The 17,148-nt window shown below is 71.9% G+C and carries 17 protein-coding genes; 13 read left to right on the top strand and 4 right to left on the bottom strand.

Going from position 1 to position 17,148, the window contains the following annotated elements; translation table 11 throughout:
- The first annotated feature begins 61 nt into the window (after positions 1 to 61).
- From tsf to DV20_RS25015, 4 genes are all read left to right on the top strand, one after another.
- Entirely contained in the window at positions 62 to 877 is an 816-nt protein-coding gene (gene tsf, locus DV20_RS25030) for a translation elongation factor Ts (RefSeq protein ID WP_043784289.1), read from the top strand.
- 156 nt (positions 878 to 1,033) lie between these two features.
- Positions 1,034 to 1,777, top strand: a complete 744-nt coding sequence (gene pyrH / locus DV20_RS25025) for a UMP kinase (RefSeq protein ID WP_043784287.1) — start codon at positions 1,034 to 1,036, stop codon at positions 1,775 to 1,777.
- A gap of 48 nt (positions 1,778 to 1,825) precedes the next feature.
- Positions 1,826 to 2,383: a ribosome recycling factor gene (frr, locus tag DV20_RS25020; RefSeq protein WP_003065592.1), complete on the top strand. Its 558-nt coding sequence runs from the start codon at positions 1,826 to 1,828 to the stop codon at positions 2,381 to 2,383.
- Between the two features lie 218 nt (positions 2,384 to 2,601).
- Positions 2,602 to 3,579: a phosphatidate cytidylyltransferase gene (locus DV20_RS25015; protein ID WP_456356074.1), complete on the top strand. Its 978-nt coding sequence runs from the start codon at positions 2,602 to 2,604 to the stop codon at positions 3,577 to 3,579.
- On the opposite strand, the gene DV20_RS25010 is transcribed toward DV20_RS25015, so the two are convergent.
- Positions 3,576 to 4,421 (bottom strand): VOC family protein, encoded by an 846-nt coding sequence (locus DV20_RS25010; RefSeq protein ID WP_043784283.1) that lies wholly within the window; start codon positions 4,419 to 4,421, stop codon positions 3,576 to 3,578. The two genes, DV20_RS25015 and DV20_RS25010, sit on opposite strands and share 4 nt — an antisense overlap.
- Positions 4,422 to 4,536: 115 nt before the next feature.
- On the opposite strand from DV20_RS25010, the gene DV20_RS25005 reads away from it, so the two are divergent.
- Positions 4,537 to 5,343 carry a class I SAM-dependent methyltransferase gene (locus DV20_RS25005; RefSeq protein WP_043784282.1) on the top strand — a complete coding sequence of 269 codons (807 nt, stop codon included), beginning with the start codon at positions 4,537 to 4,539 and terminating at the stop codon, positions 5,341 to 5,343.
- On the opposite strand, the gene DV20_RS25000 is transcribed toward DV20_RS25005, so the two are convergent.
- Positions 5,286 to 5,903, bottom strand: a complete 618-nt coding sequence (locus DV20_RS25000; protein ID WP_043784281.1) for a PadR family transcriptional regulator — start codon at positions 5,901 to 5,903, stop codon at positions 5,286 to 5,288. The genes DV20_RS25005 and DV20_RS25000 overlap by 58 nt on opposite strands.
- A gap of 117 nt (positions 5,904 to 6,020) precedes the next feature.
- Between DV20_RS25000 and DV20_RS24995 the strand changes: the two genes are divergently transcribed.
- Positions 6,021 to 6,506: an Lrp/AsnC family transcriptional regulator gene (locus DV20_RS24995; RefSeq protein ID WP_043784280.1), complete on the top strand. Its 486-nt coding sequence runs from the start codon at positions 6,021 to 6,023 to the stop codon at positions 6,504 to 6,506.
- Between the two features lie 107 nt (positions 6,507 to 6,613).
- A complete protein-coding gene (locus DV20_RS24990; protein WP_235190946.1) occupies positions 6,614 to 8,908 on the top strand; it encodes a transketolase-like TK C-terminal-containing protein in 2,295 nt (764 codons plus the stop codon).
- Here DV20_RS24990 and DV20_RS24985 read toward each other — a convergent pair.
- Positions 8,901 to 9,485 (bottom strand): hypothetical protein, encoded by a 585-nt coding sequence (locus tag DV20_RS24985; protein WP_043784292.1) that lies wholly within the window; start codon positions 9,483 to 9,485, stop codon positions 8,901 to 8,903. The genes DV20_RS24990 and DV20_RS24985 overlap by 8 nt on opposite strands.
- A 154-nt stretch (positions 9,486 to 9,639) precedes the next feature.
- Between DV20_RS24985 and rlmN the strand changes: the two genes are divergently transcribed.
- From rlmN to DV20_RS24960, 5 genes are read left to right on the top strand one after another with little or no spacing between them, the layout of a single operon-like run.
- On the top strand, positions 9,640 to 10,746 hold the full coding sequence (gene rlmN / locus DV20_RS24980; protein ID WP_043784277.1) for a 23S rRNA (adenine(2503)-C(2))-methyltransferase RlmN: 1,107 nt from the start codon (positions 9,640 to 9,642) through the stop codon (positions 10,744 to 10,746).
- A gap of 34 nt (positions 10,747 to 10,780) precedes the next feature.
- Positions 10,781 to 11,053 (top strand): hypothetical protein, encoded by a 273-nt coding sequence (locus DV20_RS24975; protein WP_086840558.1) that lies wholly within the window; start codon positions 10,781 to 10,783, stop codon positions 11,051 to 11,053.
- 60 nt (positions 11,054 to 11,113) lie between these two features.
- Positions 11,114 to 13,009, top strand: coding sequence for an AfsR/SARP family transcriptional regulator (locus tag DV20_RS45040; protein WP_051736111.1), 1,896 nt, complete (start codon positions 11,114 to 11,116; stop codon positions 13,007 to 13,009).
- 60 nt (positions 13,010 to 13,069) lie between these two features.
- Positions 13,070 to 14,458: an FAD-binding oxidoreductase gene (locus DV20_RS24965; protein ID WP_043784273.1), complete on the top strand. Its 1,389-nt coding sequence runs from the start codon at positions 13,070 to 13,072 to the stop codon at positions 14,456 to 14,458.
- Positions 14,451 to 14,930, top strand: a complete 480-nt coding sequence (locus DV20_RS24960) for a nuclear transport factor 2 family protein (RefSeq protein WP_043784272.1) — start codon at positions 14,451 to 14,453, stop codon at positions 14,928 to 14,930. Before DV20_RS24965 ends, DV20_RS24960 begins: the two co-directional genes overlap by 8 nt.
- A gap of 18 nt (positions 14,931 to 14,948) precedes the next feature.
- Here the strand turns inward: DV20_RS24960 and DV20_RS24955 are convergent, their stop codons facing one another.
- Positions 14,949 to 15,878 carry an NAD-dependent epimerase/dehydratase family protein gene (locus DV20_RS24955; RefSeq protein WP_043784270.1) on the bottom strand — a complete coding sequence of 310 codons (930 nt, stop codon included), beginning with the start codon at positions 15,876 to 15,878 and terminating at the stop codon, positions 14,949 to 14,951.
- A gap of 123 nt (positions 15,879 to 16,001) precedes the next feature.
- Here DV20_RS24955 and DV20_RS24950 point away from each other — a divergent pair, with 123 nt between their 5' ends.
- Entirely contained in the window at positions 16,002 to 16,943 is a 942-nt protein-coding gene (locus tag DV20_RS24950) for a LysR family transcriptional regulator (RefSeq protein ID WP_043784268.1), read from the top strand.
- The last annotated feature ends 205 nt before the right edge of the window (positions 16,944 to 17,148 follow it).

Here is a 17,148-nt window from a genome sequence, read left to right as displayed (position 1 = left end):
GGGGCGCGGCCGCACGGGTGTAGCAACCCACAGATTTCCTGCAAAGGACGGATTTACCAGAATGGCGAACTACACCGCCGCTGACGTGAAGCGCCTGCGCGAAATGACCGGCGCCGGCATGATGGACTGCAAGAAGGCCCTCGAGGAGAACGGCGGCGACTTCGACAAGGCCGTCGAGTTCCTCCGCATCAAGGGCGCCAAGGACGTCGGCAAGCGCGCCGAGCGCGCCACCGCCGAGGGCCTGGTCACCGGCGACGGCGGCGTCCTCATCGAACTCGACTCCGAGACCGACTTCGTCGCGAAGAACGCCGACTTCCAGGCGCTCGCCGCGAAGATCGTCGAGGTCGCGAAGACCGTCAAGACCTCCGACGTCGAGGCGCTCAAGGGTGCCGAGCTCGACGGCAAGACCGTCAACGAGGTCGTCCAGGAGCTGTCGGCCCGTATCGGCGAGAAGCTCGAGCTGCGCCGCGTCGTGGCCTTCGAGGGCCAGACCGCGACTTACCTGCACCGCCGCGGTTCCGACCTGCCGCCGGCCGTCGGCGTGCTCGTCGAGTTCACCGGTGACGACGCCGAGGCCGCCCGTGGTGCCGCCATGCAGGTCGCCGCGCTGCGCGCCAAGTACCTGACCCGCGACGAGGTGCCGGCCGAGATCGTCGAGAACGAGCGCCGCATCGCCGAGCAGACCGCCCGCGAAGAAGGCAAGCCGGAGCAGGCCATGCCGAAGATCATCGAGGGCAAGGTCAACGCCTACTACAAGGACAACGTCCTGCTCGAGCAGCCGTCGGTCAAGGACAACAAGAAGACCGTGAAGGCTCTGCTCGACGAGGCCGGCGTGACGCTGACCAAGTTCGCGCGCTTCGAGGTCGGCCAGGCCTGACTTCAGGCCAGGGCGTAGGTTCTACCCCCACAGTGCCCCGTCTCCGTCCATCGGGGACGGGGCACTGTCGGGTCCAGAGGGAAAATGAAGGTCGTGGGGCACCCGCCGACGTACTCCCTCCCGCGGAGGCGGCCAACAACACAGGAGGCGACATAGATGGGTGACCGGGTCGAAGGTGGCTACCGGCGGGTGCTGCTGAAACTGGGCGGCGAGATGTTCGGCGGTGGTTCGATCGGCGTCGATCCGGACGTCGTCCACTCGGTCGCGCAGCAGATCGCCGACGTCGCCCGCACCGGTGTCCAGGTCGCGGTCGTGATCGGCGGCGGCAACTACTTCCGGGGCGCGGAGCTGTCGCAGCGCGGCATGGACCGCGACCGCGCCGACTACATGGCGATGCTGGGCACCGTGATGAACTGCCTGGCGCTGCAGGACTTCCTGGAGAAGGAAGGCCTGCCCACCCGCGTGCAGACCGCCATCACGATGGGCCAGGTCGCCGAGCCCTACATCCCCCGCCGCGCCGAGCGGCACCTGGAGAAGGGGCGCGTCGTGATCTTCGGCGCCGGGGTCGGCATGCCGTACTTCTCCACCGACACCGCGGCCGCGCAGCGGGCGCTCGAGCTGGGCTGCGAAGCCGTGCTGATGGCGAAGGCCGTCGACGGCGTCTACACCGCGGACCCGAAGGCCGACCCCACCGCCGAGATGTTCCGCGAGATCACCCACCGCGAGGTGCTGGAGCGGGACCTCAAGGTCGCCGACGCGACGGCGTTCAGCCTCTGCATGGACAACAACATGCCGATCATCGTGTTCAACCTGCTCACCGAGGGGAACATCGCCCGCGCGGTGAGTGGTGAAAGAATCGGCACGTTGGTCAGCACCCCCCCTGCCGGGGTGCCGGCCTAGACCTGCTGGGATCAGCAAGCGCCACCCATCACAACTACGGGAGTGACCGTGATCGACGAGACCCTCCTCGATGCCGAGGAGAAGATGGAAAAAGCGGTGTCCGTCGCCAAGGACGAGCTGCAGTCGGTTCGCACCGGCCGGGCTTCGTCGGCGATGTTCTCGCGGATCGTCGTCGAGTACTACGGCTCGCCGACCCCGCTGAACCAGCTGGCCAGCGTGAACGTGCCGGAAGCCCGGATGGCGCTCATCAAGCCCTACGACCAGTCGCAGCTGGGCGCGATCGAGAAGGCGATCCGGGAGTCCGACCTCGGGGTCAACCCGAGCAACGACGGCCAGGTCATCCGCATCGTCATCCCGCAGCTCACCGAGGAGCGGCGCAAGGAGATGGTGAAGGTCGCGAAGGGCAAGGGCGAGGACGCCCGCGTCTCGATCCGCAGTGTCCGCCGCAAGGCGAAGGACGAGCTCGACCGCATCGCCAAGGACGGCGAAGCCGGCGAGGACGACGTCGCGCGCGCGGAGAAGGAACTGCAGAACCTGACCGACACCTACGTGCACAAGGTCGACGAGCTGGTCAAGCACAAGGAAGCCGAGCTGCTCGAGGTCTGATGGCACAGGTGAGCGAGGAACGCGAGGACCGGGTGGACGCGACCGGAGAACACCCGGCGGCCGCGCCCGGGACGCCGGAACCGGCGGACGCCGGCACCCCGGCCACGCCGGAGTTCCCGGGAACCGCCGGGGCGGGCACGGGCGGGGCTTCGGCGACCTCGGAAACCGGCCGGACGCCGGTCGCGCCGGAGGCCTCGGGTGTCGGCGAAGCGACGCGGTTGTCGGCCGCCGGGACCGCCGCGGCGGAGACGCCGGCAGCCTCGGGGACCGACGGGTCGGGCAGCGCTTCGGCAAGCTCGGCGGCCGGTGCGGCGGAAACCTCGGCCAAGGCCGCGGCTTCAGCCGATGGCGCGGCTGCGGAACCGGCGCCTGAGGTCAAGAAGACCTCCAAGGCCGGCCGCAACCTGCCCGCGGCCATCGGTGTCGCGCTGCTGCTCGGCGCCGCGATCATCGTCTCGCTGTTCACCGTCCGGTACCTGTTCATCGGGATCATCGCGATCGCGATCGCGGTCGGCACCTTCGAATTCGCCGGGGTGCTGCGCCGGGTCGCCGACATCCGGGTCGCGATGATCCCGGTGCTCGTCGGCGGGCAGGCGATGATCTGGCTCGCCTGGCCGTTCGGCCGGGAAGGCGCGCTCACCGCGTTCGTCCTCACCGTGCTCGCCTGCCTGCTGTGGCGGCTGCCCGGCGGGGCGAAGGGCTACCTGCGCGACATCAGCGCGTCGACGTTCGCCGCCGCCTACCTGCCGCTGTTCGCCGCCTTCGCGGCGATGCTCGTGCCGCCGGCGGACGGCGTCGGGCGGGTCCTGACCTTCCTGATCGGCGTCGTCGCGTCGGACACCGGTGGCTACATCGCCGGCGTGCTCGGCGGGAAGCACCCGATGGCGCCCACCATCAGCCCGAAGAAGACCTGGGAAGGCTTCGCGGGTTCGGTGATCGGCGGGATCGTGGCCGGGGCGCTGACCGTCAGCCTGCTGCTCGACGGCCACGTCTGGCAGGGCGTCGTCTTCGGTGTCGCCATCGTGCTCACCGCGACACTGGGCGACCTCGTCGAGTCGCTGATCAAGCGCGACCTCGGCGTCAAGGACATGGGGACGCTGCTGCCCGGGCACGGCGGGATCATGGACCGCCTCGACTCGCTGCTGCCCTCGGCCGTCGTGTCCTGGCTGCTGCTTTCGGCGTTCGTGCCGGTCTAGTCGTCGTAGGGGTCGTCGACCTCCGCGCGGCCCCAGCCTTCGGCGACGCGCGAGTGGTCGATCACCGCGAACACCGCGCCTTCGGGGTCGGCGAGGATCGACATGCGGCCGAACGGGGTGTCGTAGGGCTGGATCACCACCGTGCCGCCGTGCATGAGCGCCTCGCCCGCGACCGCGTCGACGCCGCGGGCCGGGTCGATGTCGAAGTACACGAGCCAGTGCGGCGGGGTGTCCAGGCTGTACTCCGACCCCATCACGTACCGGTACAGCACCGGCTCGTGCTCGATGAGCCATTCGACGTAGTCGAGCGTCTCGCCGTCGCCGATCTGGTGGCTGCCGTAGGTGAACAGCTTGGTGTAGAAGTGATCCGCCGCGACGCCGTCGTGGGTGTTGAGGTCCGCGCCGCTGAACGTGTTCGGGATGCCGGTGACGAACTCCCAGTTCGGCGGCACCTCCCAGAACACCACCGGCGCGCCGCACGCGTCGATGGCGTGCATGATCGTGCCGCGGTCCGGGATCGCCACCGGCCCGAGGGTGATCCGCCCGCCGAGGTGCTCCACCCACTCGGCCGCGCTGGCGGTGTGCGGCACGGAGATGTGCGGCATCCAGCCCAGCGGCGCGCCCTGGGCCGCGCGGTAGAGCCCGCCGACGGGGACGCTGCCGAGCGCCGCGATGGCGTAGCGGCCGTCGGACGTCGCCGGGTCCCGTTGAGTGGTGTACTCCCAGCCGAAGAGGGCACCGTAGAATCTTTCCGCCACGGCCTGCTCACGGCAGGCCAGCTCGATCCAGCACGGAATTCCGGCCGGGACCGGGGACGGGGTACTGGACGGGCCGATAGTCATGGGTGCTCCTCCCGGATACCCACCGGATTCTAGGCGTGATCCGTGAGTTTTCCGCCAAGAATTCGCCTCCGTGCGAGCACGGCCCGGCGACGAGGACCCGGAAGGAGCAGCGGGGGTGCGGTGGTCGTCGCGGCGCGTGGAGGTCGTGCCGAGCCCCAACATCTGGTACTACCAGGCCGATTACGAACTGGAGAACCGTTCGCAGGACAGCGGCGGCGAGATCTGGCGCGTGCTGCGCGAGGAGTACGACTGGACCGGCCGGGACGTGCTGGACGTCGGCTGCGGTGACGGGTTTCACTTGCCGCGCTTCGCCCGTGACGCGCGCTCGGTGCTCGGGGTGGAGCCGCACGAGCCGTTGGTGCGAAGCGCGCTGAAGCGCGTCGAGGGACTGTCGAACGTGGACGTCCGGATGGGCCGGGCCCAGCGGCTGCCGGTCCGCAGCGCGAGCGTCGACGTCGTGCACGCGCGCACGGCGTACTTCTTCGGGCCCGGCTGCGAGCCGGGGCTGGCGGAGGCCGAGCGGGTGCTGCGGCCGGGCGGCGCGATCCTGATCGTCGACCTGGACGTGACCAGCGAGCCCTACGGCCGCTGGATGCGCGCCGACCTACCGCACTACGACCCGGCCGCGGTGGAACGGTTCTTCGCCCGGGCCGGGTTCGGCTGCCGCCGCGTCGCGACCGAATGGCGTTTCGCGACCGCCGCGGACCTCGAAGCCGTGCTGAAGATCGAGTTCAGCAAACCCGTCGCCGAACAGGCGATCGCGGAGTCCTTGCAGCGTAACGGGAATCGCCCGCGGGACCTGACGCTGCCGGTGGGCTACCGCGTCCACGCGCGGGTCAAGCCCACCGGCCTCGTCCTGCCTGGTCACTCCGCCGCCTCCGGCGAAGAGGACTCGTCCTCGTCTTCGCCGAGGATGCCGTAGAGCGAGCGCCGGGCGTCGTTGAGCACCTCGGCCGCGCGGGCCTGCTGGCTCTCGGTGCCCGCGCGCATGATCTGCACGACGGCGGCGGCCAGGTTCTTGCCCGCCTTCGCCAGTCCGACCTCGGTCGGGTCGACGTCCTGCGCGATGTGCTCCCACGGCGGGGTGCTGTCCTGCTGCTCCGCGGCGGCGCGGCCGGCGTCGGTCAGCTCGAACAGCTTCTTGCCGTGCTCGTCCTTGCTGATGACCAGGCCTTCGTCGGCCAGCAGCTGCAGGGTCGGGTAGACCGAGCCGGGGCTCGGGCGCCAGAAGCCGCCGGAGCGCTCGCCGATCTCGCGGATGATCTCGTAGCCGTGCCGGGGCTGCTCGGCGAGCAGCGCCAGGATCGCGGCGCGGACGTCACCGCGGCGGCTGCGCCGTCCGCCGTGACCCCGCCGGTGCGGGCCGTGGCCGCGGCCGCGTCCACCGGGGCCGAAGCCCGGGGGGAACTCGCCGAAACCACCGAAGGGCCCGAAGGGTGCGCGCCCACGTTCGTGGGCGAAGGGGTGTCGTTGCCTACGCATGTCGTGTTCCTTTCTCGAACTGTTGCGACACGTTCACGATATATCGGAAACGGTCGTCTGGCAACCGGCTTCTGGTGAGCCCGCTCACGTCGCCCCTCGGGTGGAAAGATCGCCGGCGTGCCGGAAACCATCGACGAGATCGACGCGCGTCTGCTCCAGGCGCTGGGGGAGGACCCCCGGGCCACGGCGGTCGCGCTGGCCGAGCGGCTGGGCCTGTCCCGCAACACGGTGCAGGCCCGGCTCGCGCGGCTCGAGCAGCGCGGCGTCCTCCGGTCGTTCGAGCGCCGCATCGACCCGGCGCGGCTGGGGCATCCGCTGCGGGCGTTCGTCAACGCGCAGGTCGACCAGCGGCGCCTCGCCGAGATCGGCGAATCCCTCGCCGCGATCCCCGAAGTGACCGAAGTGTGCGGGCTGACCGGGGCCAGCGACCTGATGGTGCCGGTGGTCGCCGTCGACGCCGACGACCTCTACCGGATCGCCGGCCACATCCTGGCCTCGCCCGGGGTGGAGCGGACGAACATCTCCCTCGTCATGCGCGAGCTCGTCCCGTACCGGCTGACGCCCCTGCTGGAACGCGTGCATTCTGCGCAGCCGGAGGCCTAGACCCTGCGGATCCGCTGCGCATTCTGCGCACTTGCGGCGGAATCGGTTGTGCGAAGCGCCCACCGATGCTGTCCTGGTGGGCGCTTCCTGCACGAAAGGTGTCGACGATGACCCATGCCCCCGTGACCGCCCCGGCGCTCACCGCGATCGAGCAGCGGGTCCTGTGGCTCGCGACCGCGATGGTGCACCAGGCCAACCGGGTCCGGCCCAACCCGTCGGGGCTGAAGGTCGGCGGCCACCAGGCGTCGTGCGCGTCACTGGTCTCCATCATGACGTCGCTGTGGTTCCGGCACCTGCGCCCGGAGGACCGCGTTTCGGTGAAGCCGCACGCGTCCCCGGTGCTCCACGCGATCAACTACCTGCTCGGCGAGCTGGACGAGGCCTACCTGCCGACGCTGCGGGAGTTCGGCGGCCTGCAGAGCTACCCGAGCCGCGCGAAGGACCCCGACCCGGTCGACTACTCGACCGGCTCGGTCGGCATCGGCGCGACCGCCCCGATCTGGGGCGCGCTGGCCCGCCGCTACCTGACCACCCGGGGCTCGGCCGCGGGCACCGGCCGCCAGTACTCGCTGGTCGGCGACGCCGAGCTGGACGAAGGCGCGATCTGGGAGGCCATCCTCGACCCGGCCGTCGCCGAGCTCGGCGAGATCGTCTGGATCGTCGACCTCAACCGCCAGTCCCTCGACCGGGTCGTCCCCAACATCGCGGCCGGCCGGCTGCAGGGCATGTTCGACGCCGCCGGCTGGCAGGTGCTGACGCTGAAGTACGGGCGGCTGCTGGAAGAGCTGTTCACCCGGCCCGGCGGCGCCGAGCTGCGCGCCCGCATCGACGGTATGCCGAACCCCGAATACCAGCGGCTGCTGCGCTGCGACGCCGCCCAGGTGCGTGACCGGCTGCCCGCCGGGAACGCCGCCCTGGGCGAGCTGGTCGCTTCGCTCGACGACGAGACGTTGCTGGCCGCGATCCGGAACCTCGGCGGCCACGACCTGGGCTCGCTCGACGAGGTCTTCGCGTCCATCGCGGACGACCGGCCGACGGTCATTTTCTGCTACACGATCAAGGGACGCGGCCTGCCGACGCAGGGGCACCCGCAGAACCACTCCTCGCTGCTGACCGTGGCCCAGATGGAAGAGTTGGCTTCGGCTCTGGGCACGGACCTCGCTTCGCCGTGGGAGCGCTTCGCCGACGGGTCGCCCGAAGCCGCGTTGTGCACTGAAGTCGCTTCGCGCCTTCATCGCCCGGACGTTCCTTCGGCGCCCTCGCTGGAACTGCCGGTCGACATCGGGCGTACGCCGTCCGGGACCGCGACGACGCAGGCGGCGCTGGGCCGCGTGTTGCTGGACCTGACGCGCGAAGCGCCCGAGGCGGCGAAGCGCGTGGTGACGGTCAGCCCGGATGTCAGCTCGACGACCAACCTCGGCGGCTGGGTCAACAAGGTCGGCGTCTGGTCGGCCACCGAGCGCCGCGACTGGTTCGAGGACGACCCCGAGACGATCATGCACTGGCGGGAGAAGCCGACCGGCCAGCACGTCGAGCTGGGCATCGCCGAGACGAACCTGGTCGGCCTGCTGGGCGAGCTGGGGGCGACCTGGAGTCGCTGGGGCGAGCCGCTGCTGCCCATCGGCGTCATGTACGACCCGTTCGTCGAGCGCGCGCTGGAGCCGTGGTCGTTCGGCATCTACGCGGGCGGGCAGTCGATCCTGATCGGGACGCCGTCGGGTGTCACGCTCGCGCCCGAAGGCGGCGCGCACCAGTCGATCACCACGCCGTCGATCGGGATCGAGCAGCCCGGCTGCGTCAGCTACGAACCGGCGTTCGCGATCGACACCGAGTGGACGCTGCTGGCCGCGCTCGGCCGGCTCGGCAAGCCGGGCGGGACGTCGTCGTACTTCCGGCTCTCGACGCGGCCGGTCGACCAGACCCTCGCCGCGGTGCCCACCGACCCGGCGGCGCGCGAACGCCGTCGCCGCCAGGTCGTGGCGGGCGCGTACCTGCTGCGGCGCGCCGCGGAGCCGGCTGTCACGCTCGCGGCGATGGGCGCGCTGGTGCCGGACACCCTGGCGGCGGCCGAGCGCCTCGCGCAGGTCGGCGTCGAGGCCGACGTCGTGTGCGTGACCAGCCCGGGCCTGCTGTTCGAGGCGGTCCAGGCCCGCTCGGGCCGGGGCCACGGCGAGACGTGGATCCTCGACCAGGTCTTCCCGGCTTCGCGGGCGAAGCCGCTGGTCACGGTGCTCGACGGGCACCCGCACACGCTGGCGTTCCTGGCCGGGATCAACCGGGTCCCGTCGGTCGCGCTCGGCGTCACGGGCTTCGGCCAGTCGGGCTCGCTGGAAGACGTGTACGCCTACCACGGCATCGACACGGACGCGATCATCCGGGCCGCGCTCGACGCCGTCAGCTGAAGGTCGCGCCGGCGAGCAGGGTGTCCATCTTGGCGTCCCAGCCGGGGAAGGAGCCGTACTGGACGATCAGGATCCGGCTCGTCGGCAGCCACCACATCCGGACCTGGTTGTTCTGCGCCGAGTTCTCGCAGGTGACCTGCCAGCGGCCGTACTCGGCCTTCTTGGGCCCGATCGGCGCGAACCCGGCGTCGAGGAGCTCGCTGCCGGTGGCCTGCGCGGCCTTCCCGGGCGGCGACGCGGGGGTGATGCAGGTCGGCATGTCCGTGCCGGGGTACCAGCCGAAGGGCCGCTTCGTGCTGGGGAGGTTGATCGGCGCGTCGGGATCCGCCTTGCGCAGGTCCAGGACCCGCGCCTCGCAGACCGCGGTGCCTTCGGCGATGCAGCCGTCCAGCAGGCCGTCCGGGCTGTGCTCGGTGTAGGTGGCGCCCGGCGGCAGCGGCAGGCGCAACGACCCGACGGTGGCCTGCGGCCCGCTCGGCGCGGGCGGGTTCGCGGCCGGGTCGCCGGCCGGAGTGCTGCTGCAGGCGGCGGCGGCCAAGGTGACCGCCACCACCAGGACGAGGTGCCGGAAGGACACGAGCTCACCTCTTTCGTCGGACGCCGGGGTTTTCACGATGGATCATCTCCTGGGGCACGCGGCACCCCGGACCGGGGGCGGCCCGTGACCTGGGGTACACCTCGTGGGGGCGCCACGGGCGGCTCCGGTGGGCGCGTGGGACACTGGATCGGTTATGACTGCCCTTCCCCTCGTCTTCGACGCGCCCAAGCGCGGCCTCCCGCCGCGCCACCTCGCCGACCTCTCGGTGTCCGAGCGCGCGGCCGCCGTCGCGGAGCTGAGGGAGAAGCCGTTCCGCGCGAAGCAGCTGTCGAACCACTACTTCTCCCGCCTCACGGTGGACCCGGCGGAGATGACGGACATCCCGGCGGCGTCCCGCGATCGCCTGGTCGAGTCGTTGATGCCGACGTTGCTGACCGAGGTCCGCGCCCTGGCGGCCGACGACGGCGCGACGCGCAAGACGCTGTGGCGCGCCCACGACGGCACGCTCCTGGAGAGCGTCCTGATGCGCTACCCGGACCGCGCGACGCTGTGCATCTCGAGCCAGGCGGGCTGCGGCATGGCGTGCCCGTTCTGTGCGACCGGCCAGGGCGGCCTCGACCGCAACCTGTCGACGGCGGAGATCGTCGACCAGGTCCGTTCGGCGGCGGCGGTCATGCGCGACGGCACGATGCCGGGTGGTCCCGGCCGGCTGTCGAACATCGTCTTCATGGGGATGGGCGAGCCGCTGGCCAACTACAAGCGCGTGGTGGCCGCGGTGCGGCGGATCACCGATCCCGCTCCCGGTGGCCTGGGGATCGGTCAGCGGTCGGTGACGGTGTCGACGGTGGGGCTGGCGCCGGCGATCCGGAAGCTGGCGGACGAGAAGATGCAGGTGCGGCTGGCGGTCTCGCTGCACACCCCGGACGACGAGCTGCGGGACACGCTGGTGCCGGTGAACAACCGGTGGTCGGTGGACGAGGTGCTCTCGGCGGCGCGGTACTACGCCGACACTTCCGGGCGGCGGGTGTCGATCGAGTACGCGCTGATCCGGGACATCAACGACCAGCCGTGGCGGGCGGAGCTGCTGGCCAAGCGGCTGCGGAAGCACCTGGGTCAGCTGGTGCACGTCAACGTCATTCCGCTGAACCCAACGCCGGGTTCGAAGTGGGACGCTTCGCCGAAGCCGGTGGAGCGGGAGTTCGTGCGGCTGGTCAACGCGGGCGGAGTAGCGTGCACGGTGCGTGACACTCGTGGCCAGGAGATCGCCGCGGCCTGTGGCCAGCTGGCCGCTGAAGGCTGAGTTCGTTCGTTTCGATGATGGAGTGTTTGCCGTGATGTATGCCCCCAGCCTGTTGGACCCGGCTGCGGAGGAGCTTCGGCTCGCGGATGTGGTCGGTCGTGGTGCGACCGAGGTGGCGCGTGAGGCGCGGACGCTGCTGGGTGAGCGCTTCAGCTCGGTGACGTTCATGTACGTGCTGATGCGCGCGTTCGAGGTGGAGTACAACGCGGCGCGCGACGCTTCGCGCTGGCACGAGTTCCACGGTGGCCCGCGGGCCCTGTCGGACGCCGACCTCGAGAAGCTGCTCGCCCCCTGGCTCGCTCGCTGACGGCGCCTGGACCGCCGGCGAGCCGTCGCCGACGCGACACACGAATTGACAGGCGGGGCCGTGATCCACTTCACCGTGCTGGGCGCGATCACCGCCTCGCGCGCGGGGGAAGACGTCGATCTGGGGTCGCCGCAGCAGCGCTCGGTCCTGGCGCTGCTGCTCCTGCGCGCCGACCGCGCCACCTCGCTGGACCAGATCGTGGATGCCCTCTGGGAAGCGGAGGCCCCGCCGGGGGCGCGCGGAACGGTCCGGACCTACGTCTACCGGCTGCGCCGGGTGCTGGGAACCGACTCGCCGATCGAGTCGGTCGCCGGCGGGTACCGGTTGCGGGCGGCACCGGAATCGGTGGACTTCGGCCGGTTCAAGCTCGCGATCGCCGGGGCCCGCGCCGCCGGGAAACGAGGCGACCCCGGAACGGCCGCGCAGAAACTGCGCGAGGCGCTGGAGTGCTGGACGGGGCCTGCCCTCATGGGCGCCCGCGGTCCGTACCTGGAGCGGGAACGGGAGGAGCTCGAGCGGCTTCGCCTCACCGCGTGGGAAGAACGGCTGACCCACGAGGTCGGGCTGGACGAGCTCGACGCGGCGGAGGAAGTGCTCGGCTCGCTGGTCGCCGAGCACCCGTTGCGGGAGCGCCTGCGTGAACTCCAGATGCTGATCCTGGCCCGCCGAGGCCGGCCGGGTGAGGCGCTGGCCGTGTTCGCCGAAGTCCGGCGCCTGTTGCGGGAGGAACTGGGCGCGGATCCCGGCGAGCGGCTGCGGCACCTGCACCAGCGGTTGCTCCGCGCCGACCCGGCGCTCGGCGCCCCCGCCGCAACCGCGGCCGCGGCGGTGCCGGCGCAGATCCCGGCCGGGCAGCCGCTGTTCACCGGGCGAGCACGGGAGTCCGCGGAACTGACCGGCCTGCTCACCGGCGCCGGCCGGGCCGCCGTCGCGGGCATCACCGGTCTCGGCGGAATGGGGAAGACGGCGCTGGCGATCCACGTCGCCCACGCCCTCGCCGCGAAGTTCCCCGACGGCAGCCTGTTCGCCGACCTGCGGGCGGCGGACGCGCCGGCCGACCCCCACGAGGTGCTCGGGCGTTTCCTCCGCGCGATCGGGGTGGGGCCGGTGCCCGAGTCCCTGGACGAGCGCTCCGCATTGTGGCGTACTTCGCTGGCTCGCCGGCGGGTCCTCGTCGTCCTCGACGACGCTCGCGACCACGAGCAGATCCGGCACCTGTTGCCCGGTACGCCCGGTTCCGCCGCCATCGTGACGAGCGTGACCAGGATGATCGACCTGCCGGGAGTGCCCTGGATCCGGCTGGGCCCGCTGTTGCCCGGCGACTCGGTGCGGTTGCTCGGCGCGGTGGCGGGCGAGGACCGCCTGCGGGCCGAACCGGAAACCGCTCGCCGGCTCCTCGACGCGTGCTCCCACCAGCCGCTGTCGGTCCACGTCGCGGCCGCGCGCCTGCTCGCTCGTCCGCACTGGACGCTCACGCGGATCGCCGAGCAGCTCGACGACGATCTCCGGCAGCCGGTGGTCATGCACGAAGACTGCAAGATCGTCGACGCCCCGTTCCGCCGCGCCGAAACCCTGCTGGCGCGACCGCTGCTGGACGCCTTCCACTTGTGCGCGGTGCCCGATTGCTCCTCGCTGACCCCGGCCGCGGTCGCCGCTCTGCTCGACCTGCCCCCGGTGCGGGCGACCGCGAACCTGGAGTCCCTGGTGGACGCCCACGTCCTCGAAAGCGGACCGGAGGGCACCTACCACTTCCTGCCCCTGGTCAAGGCCTTCGCGCGCCGCCGCGCCCGCGACCGGCTGGGGGAGGTGGCGTGCCAAGCGGCGCTGCGCCGGCTGCTGCGCCACCGCCTGGCCGACGACAGCGACTGGGACGAGCGGTGGCGCGCCGAGACCCTGGCGATCACCGCGCAGATCGGCGACCACGCGGAAGCGCGACAGTCCCTGCTGCCTTCCTGATCGACAGGTCGTCGACGCGGTGTCGACCTGGTGTCGACACGGCACCGGTGGACTCGGGGCATGGATTCACCGAAGACACCGGATGAGCTGGCCGACGTGGTCGCCGGCCCGGTCCTGCACCCCGGATCGGCCGGATACGCCGAAGAATGCGCGACCTACAACCTGGCCGTGACCCACCGCCCGGCCGTGGTGGTCGGTGCCACCTGCGCGGCCGACGTGAGCGCGGCCCTGCGCTACGCCGCCGGCCACGAGCTGCCGGTGGCTGTCCTGGCCACCGGCCACCAGGCCATCGTCCCGGCGGACGGCGCCGTGCTGATCACCACCCGCCGCGTGACCGGCGTCCAGGTCGACCCGGAGCGCCGCAGCGTGCGCGTCGGCGCGGGGGAGCGCTGGCAGGCCGTGGCCGACGCCGCGGCCGAGCACGGCCTCGCCCCGCTCGCCGGCTCGTCCCCGCTGGTCGGGGTGGTCGGCTACACCCTCGGCGGCGGCCTGAGCCCGATGCTGGGCCGCGCGTACGGGTGGGCCGCGGACCACGTGACCGCGATCGACGTGGTCACCGCGGACGGCGAGCACCACCGCACCGGCCCGCAGGCCGAAGCGGAGCTGTTCAACGCCCTGCTCGGCGGCAAGAGCAACCTGGGTGTCGTCACGGCCATCGAGTTCGGGCTCTTCCCGGTCGAGCGCCTGTACGCCGGAGGACTCTTCTTCGCCGGTACCGACGCCCCCGCCGTGCTCCGGACGTACGCGAAGGTCGCGGACAACGCGCCGGACGAGCTGACGACGTCGATCGCCTTCTTGCGGCTGCCGCCGCTGCCCGGCGTGCCGGACCTGCTCGCCGGGAAGTTCGTCGTCCACGTGCGGTTTTCGTACGCCGGCTCGTCCGGGGACGGCGCCGCGCTCGCGGAGCCGCTGCGGGCGGCCGCGCCGGTGCTGCTGGACACGCTGCGGGAGATGCCGTTCGGCTCGTTCGCCGAAATCCACTCCGACCCCGTGGACCCCGCCCCGTTCCTGGAGCGCACCGAGGTCGTCGCGTCACTGCCCGAAGAGGCGGTGCAGGAGCTGCTGGAGCTGGCCGGTCCCGAGGCGGACTGCCCGGTGCACTTCGTCGAACTGCGCCACCTCGGCGGGGCGCTGAGCCGGCCGGCCGCGCACGCGGCGGGGCACCGCGACGGGCAGTTCGCCGTCTGGGTGGTAGCCGTCGGAATGCCCGCCGAACTCACCGCGCAGAAGGCCTTCGCCGACGAGCTGTTCGCCCGGCTCACCCCGTGGAGCACGGGACGGCGGTACCTGAACTTCATGTCCACAGAGGACCTCGACGCGGTCGAGACCGCTTACGACACCCCGGTCTGGGAACGCCTGCGCGCCGCCAAACACCGCTACGACCCGGCGAACCTGCTGCGGCTCAACCACAACATCGCCCCGACCGGAAACGGACCCCGCCATGACTGACCAGCTTCTGCGCACGCTGACCGACCACGCCGCGATCACCGACGCGGTCCACCGCTACACCGCCGGGCTCGATTTCGGCGACGCCGACCTGCTCGCCTCTTCGTTGACCGAGGACGCCGTCGTCGACCTGTCCCCGGCCACGGCGAAGATCGGCTTCGCGTTCCCGCCGCTGCGACCGCGGCAGGTGGTCGTGGACAGCCTCATCCCGGCCGTCGGCCCGTTGGACACCAGCCACGCGGTGTCCAACGTCCGCATCACGGTCACCGGGGACACCGCCACCCTCAAGTGCTACGCCATGGCCCAGCACTTCGAGCCCGGCAACGGACCGAAACCCGACCGGACGCGCCACGCGCTGATGATGAACCGCTACGACGCCGAAGTGGTCCGCGACGGGGACACCTGGCGGATCAGCAAGCTGGTCATCGACAACGCCTGGTTCGACGGCGACCCGGCCATCCTGACCGGCGGGTGAGAACGGCGGGCCCGATCTTCACCGCCTGGCCGCCGCCCAGTTCTTGGTGGCGGCCAGGCCGTCCGCGTGCGACACGATCGGCTGGTACCCGAGGTCGGCGACGGCCTTGTCGGTCCGCAGGGTGCACTCCTGCGCGAGGAACCACAGGGCCGGCACCGGTACTGCGCGTTCGGCGGTCTCGAGGTCGATTTCGGCCGGCGAGGTGTGGACGCCGTAGATCTCGAACATCGTCTCCATGAACTCGCGGAAGACGACGCGGTGCTGGTCGGTGACGAAGTAGGCCTGACCCGGGCGGCCGCGCCGCCAGCCGAGGAGCAGGGCTTCGGCGACGTTGTCGACGTAGGTGACGTCCGTCGTGTGCCGTCCGCCGTCGATCCAGGCGAACTGCCCCGCCCGCGCCGATTCGGCCAAGCCCTCGAGGAGAGAGCTCTCCGGGCCCCAGACGAACCTCGGCCGGATCGACACCGTGGCGAAGCCGGGCGAGTTCGCGTCCAGCACGATCTGCTCGGCGACGGCCTTGGTCGCGGAGTAGGTCGCCGGCGAGTCCGGCCGCAGCGGTGCGGTCTCGTCGACGTCGACGAGGGGATCGCCGGCGAGCAGCGCGGCCTCGGTTCCCGCGTGGACGAACCGGGGGACACCCGCCTCGCGAGCCGCGTCGACGACCGCCCGGGTCCCCTGCACCGTCACGAGTTCGTGCCGGGCGCGATCGGCGCCGAGGTCGGTTTCGGCGGCGAGGTGGAAGACCACGTCACGGCCGTCGAGCTCGCGCTGCCACGGGGCCGGTTCGGTCAGCTCGCCCCGCACCGGTGTGGCGCCGAGCGCGGCGACCACCGCCGCCGACTCTTCGCTGCGCACCAGCGCCCCGACGGCGTGTCCCTCCTTGACGAGCCGGCGTACCAGAGCCCGGCCGATGAACCCCGAACCCCCTGTGACGAACACCCGTTCCATGAGTTTTCCCTTCTACCCGCTACCTCGGCCCTCGTGGCCGTGCACGTCAGTAGAGCGATGGCGGGCGAGGGATTCTTCCCTCGGAAACATTCATGTTCCGAGGGTTGGCTATAAAATCCTTGGATGGCTTCACTCAGGGCGCTGGAGTGTCTCGTGGCGGTCGCGGACACCGGGTCGATCACGCAGGCCGCGCGGCTGCTGCACTCCTCACAGCCCGCCGTCTCCCATCAGCTCGCCACGCTGGAACGAGAGACCCGGACCATCCTGGTGCGGCGGGAACGCCGTGGCGTCACGCTGACGCCGGCGGGGCGGGCCGCGCTCGTGGACGCCCGGCGCGCGGTCGCGGCGGCGTCGGCCGCGGTGCGGGCGGCCCGCGCGGCCGGCGAGGCGGCCGGCGGGACGCTGCGGCTGGCCTGCGCGCAGAGCCTGAGCGTGCCGCTGGTGGCTCCGGTCATCCGCGGGTGGCACCGAACGCGCCCGGAGGTGACGATCACCCTGCGGGAATCGGCGAAGCCGGCCGAGCTGGCCGGATGGCTCGACTTCGGAGACGTCGACCTGATCTTCGTCCCGGCCCCGCTGCCCGACGGGATGGCGGCCGATGCCGTCGTCGTGGCCGAGGAAGAGGTCGTGCTGACCGCGCCGGCCGGGCACCCGCTGACCGGCCGGCCGGCCGTGCGCGTGGCGGATCTCGACGGCGTGCCACTCGTCCACTTCGCCCCGGACAACGCTCTCAGGGCCTGGCTCGACCGATCGCTGGCCGACGCCGGAGTGCGCCCGGAGCCGGTGATGCGGACGTCGGTGACGACCGCGGCGCCGCAGCTCGCGGCGGCCGGCCTCGGTGTCGCCGTGACGCCGGTCAGCGCGGTCAGTCCCGGGTTCCCCGGTGCGGTCAGATCGTTCTCGCCGCGGTGGAGCCGGCAGCTGGTGGCGCTGCGGCCCGGCGAGCCGGACCCGCTCACCGACCGGTTCGTCGAGGACGTGCGGGCGCACGGCGTGGACGTGCCGGAAGACGTGCGCGCCCAGCTCTCCGGGGCAGTCGCCGGGGGTAGCGGCGCGGCCAGGTGAAGGTGTCCCGGCGCGCCGGGACATCGCCGCCTGGGGCAGCGCCCTACGGCTGACGCTTTACCTGGACGCCGCGAGCCGCCCGGCGAGGGACTCCGACAACGTGGCCAGTTCGCGGGCGTCGTCGTCGAGGCTGCCGCTCTCCGGGATCGCCAGCGGCATCGGCTCCTCCGGGACCGGTTCGCGGCGGGCGTGCGCGCGCAGCGCC

It is taken from the genome of Amycolatopsis rifamycinica, assembly GCF_000695625.1.
Taxonomy (GTDB): Bacteria; Actinomycetota; Actinomycetes; order Mycobacteriales; family Pseudonocardiaceae; genus Amycolatopsis; species Amycolatopsis rifamycinica.
This window is presented reverse-complemented; position numbering and strand designations above follow the sequence as displayed.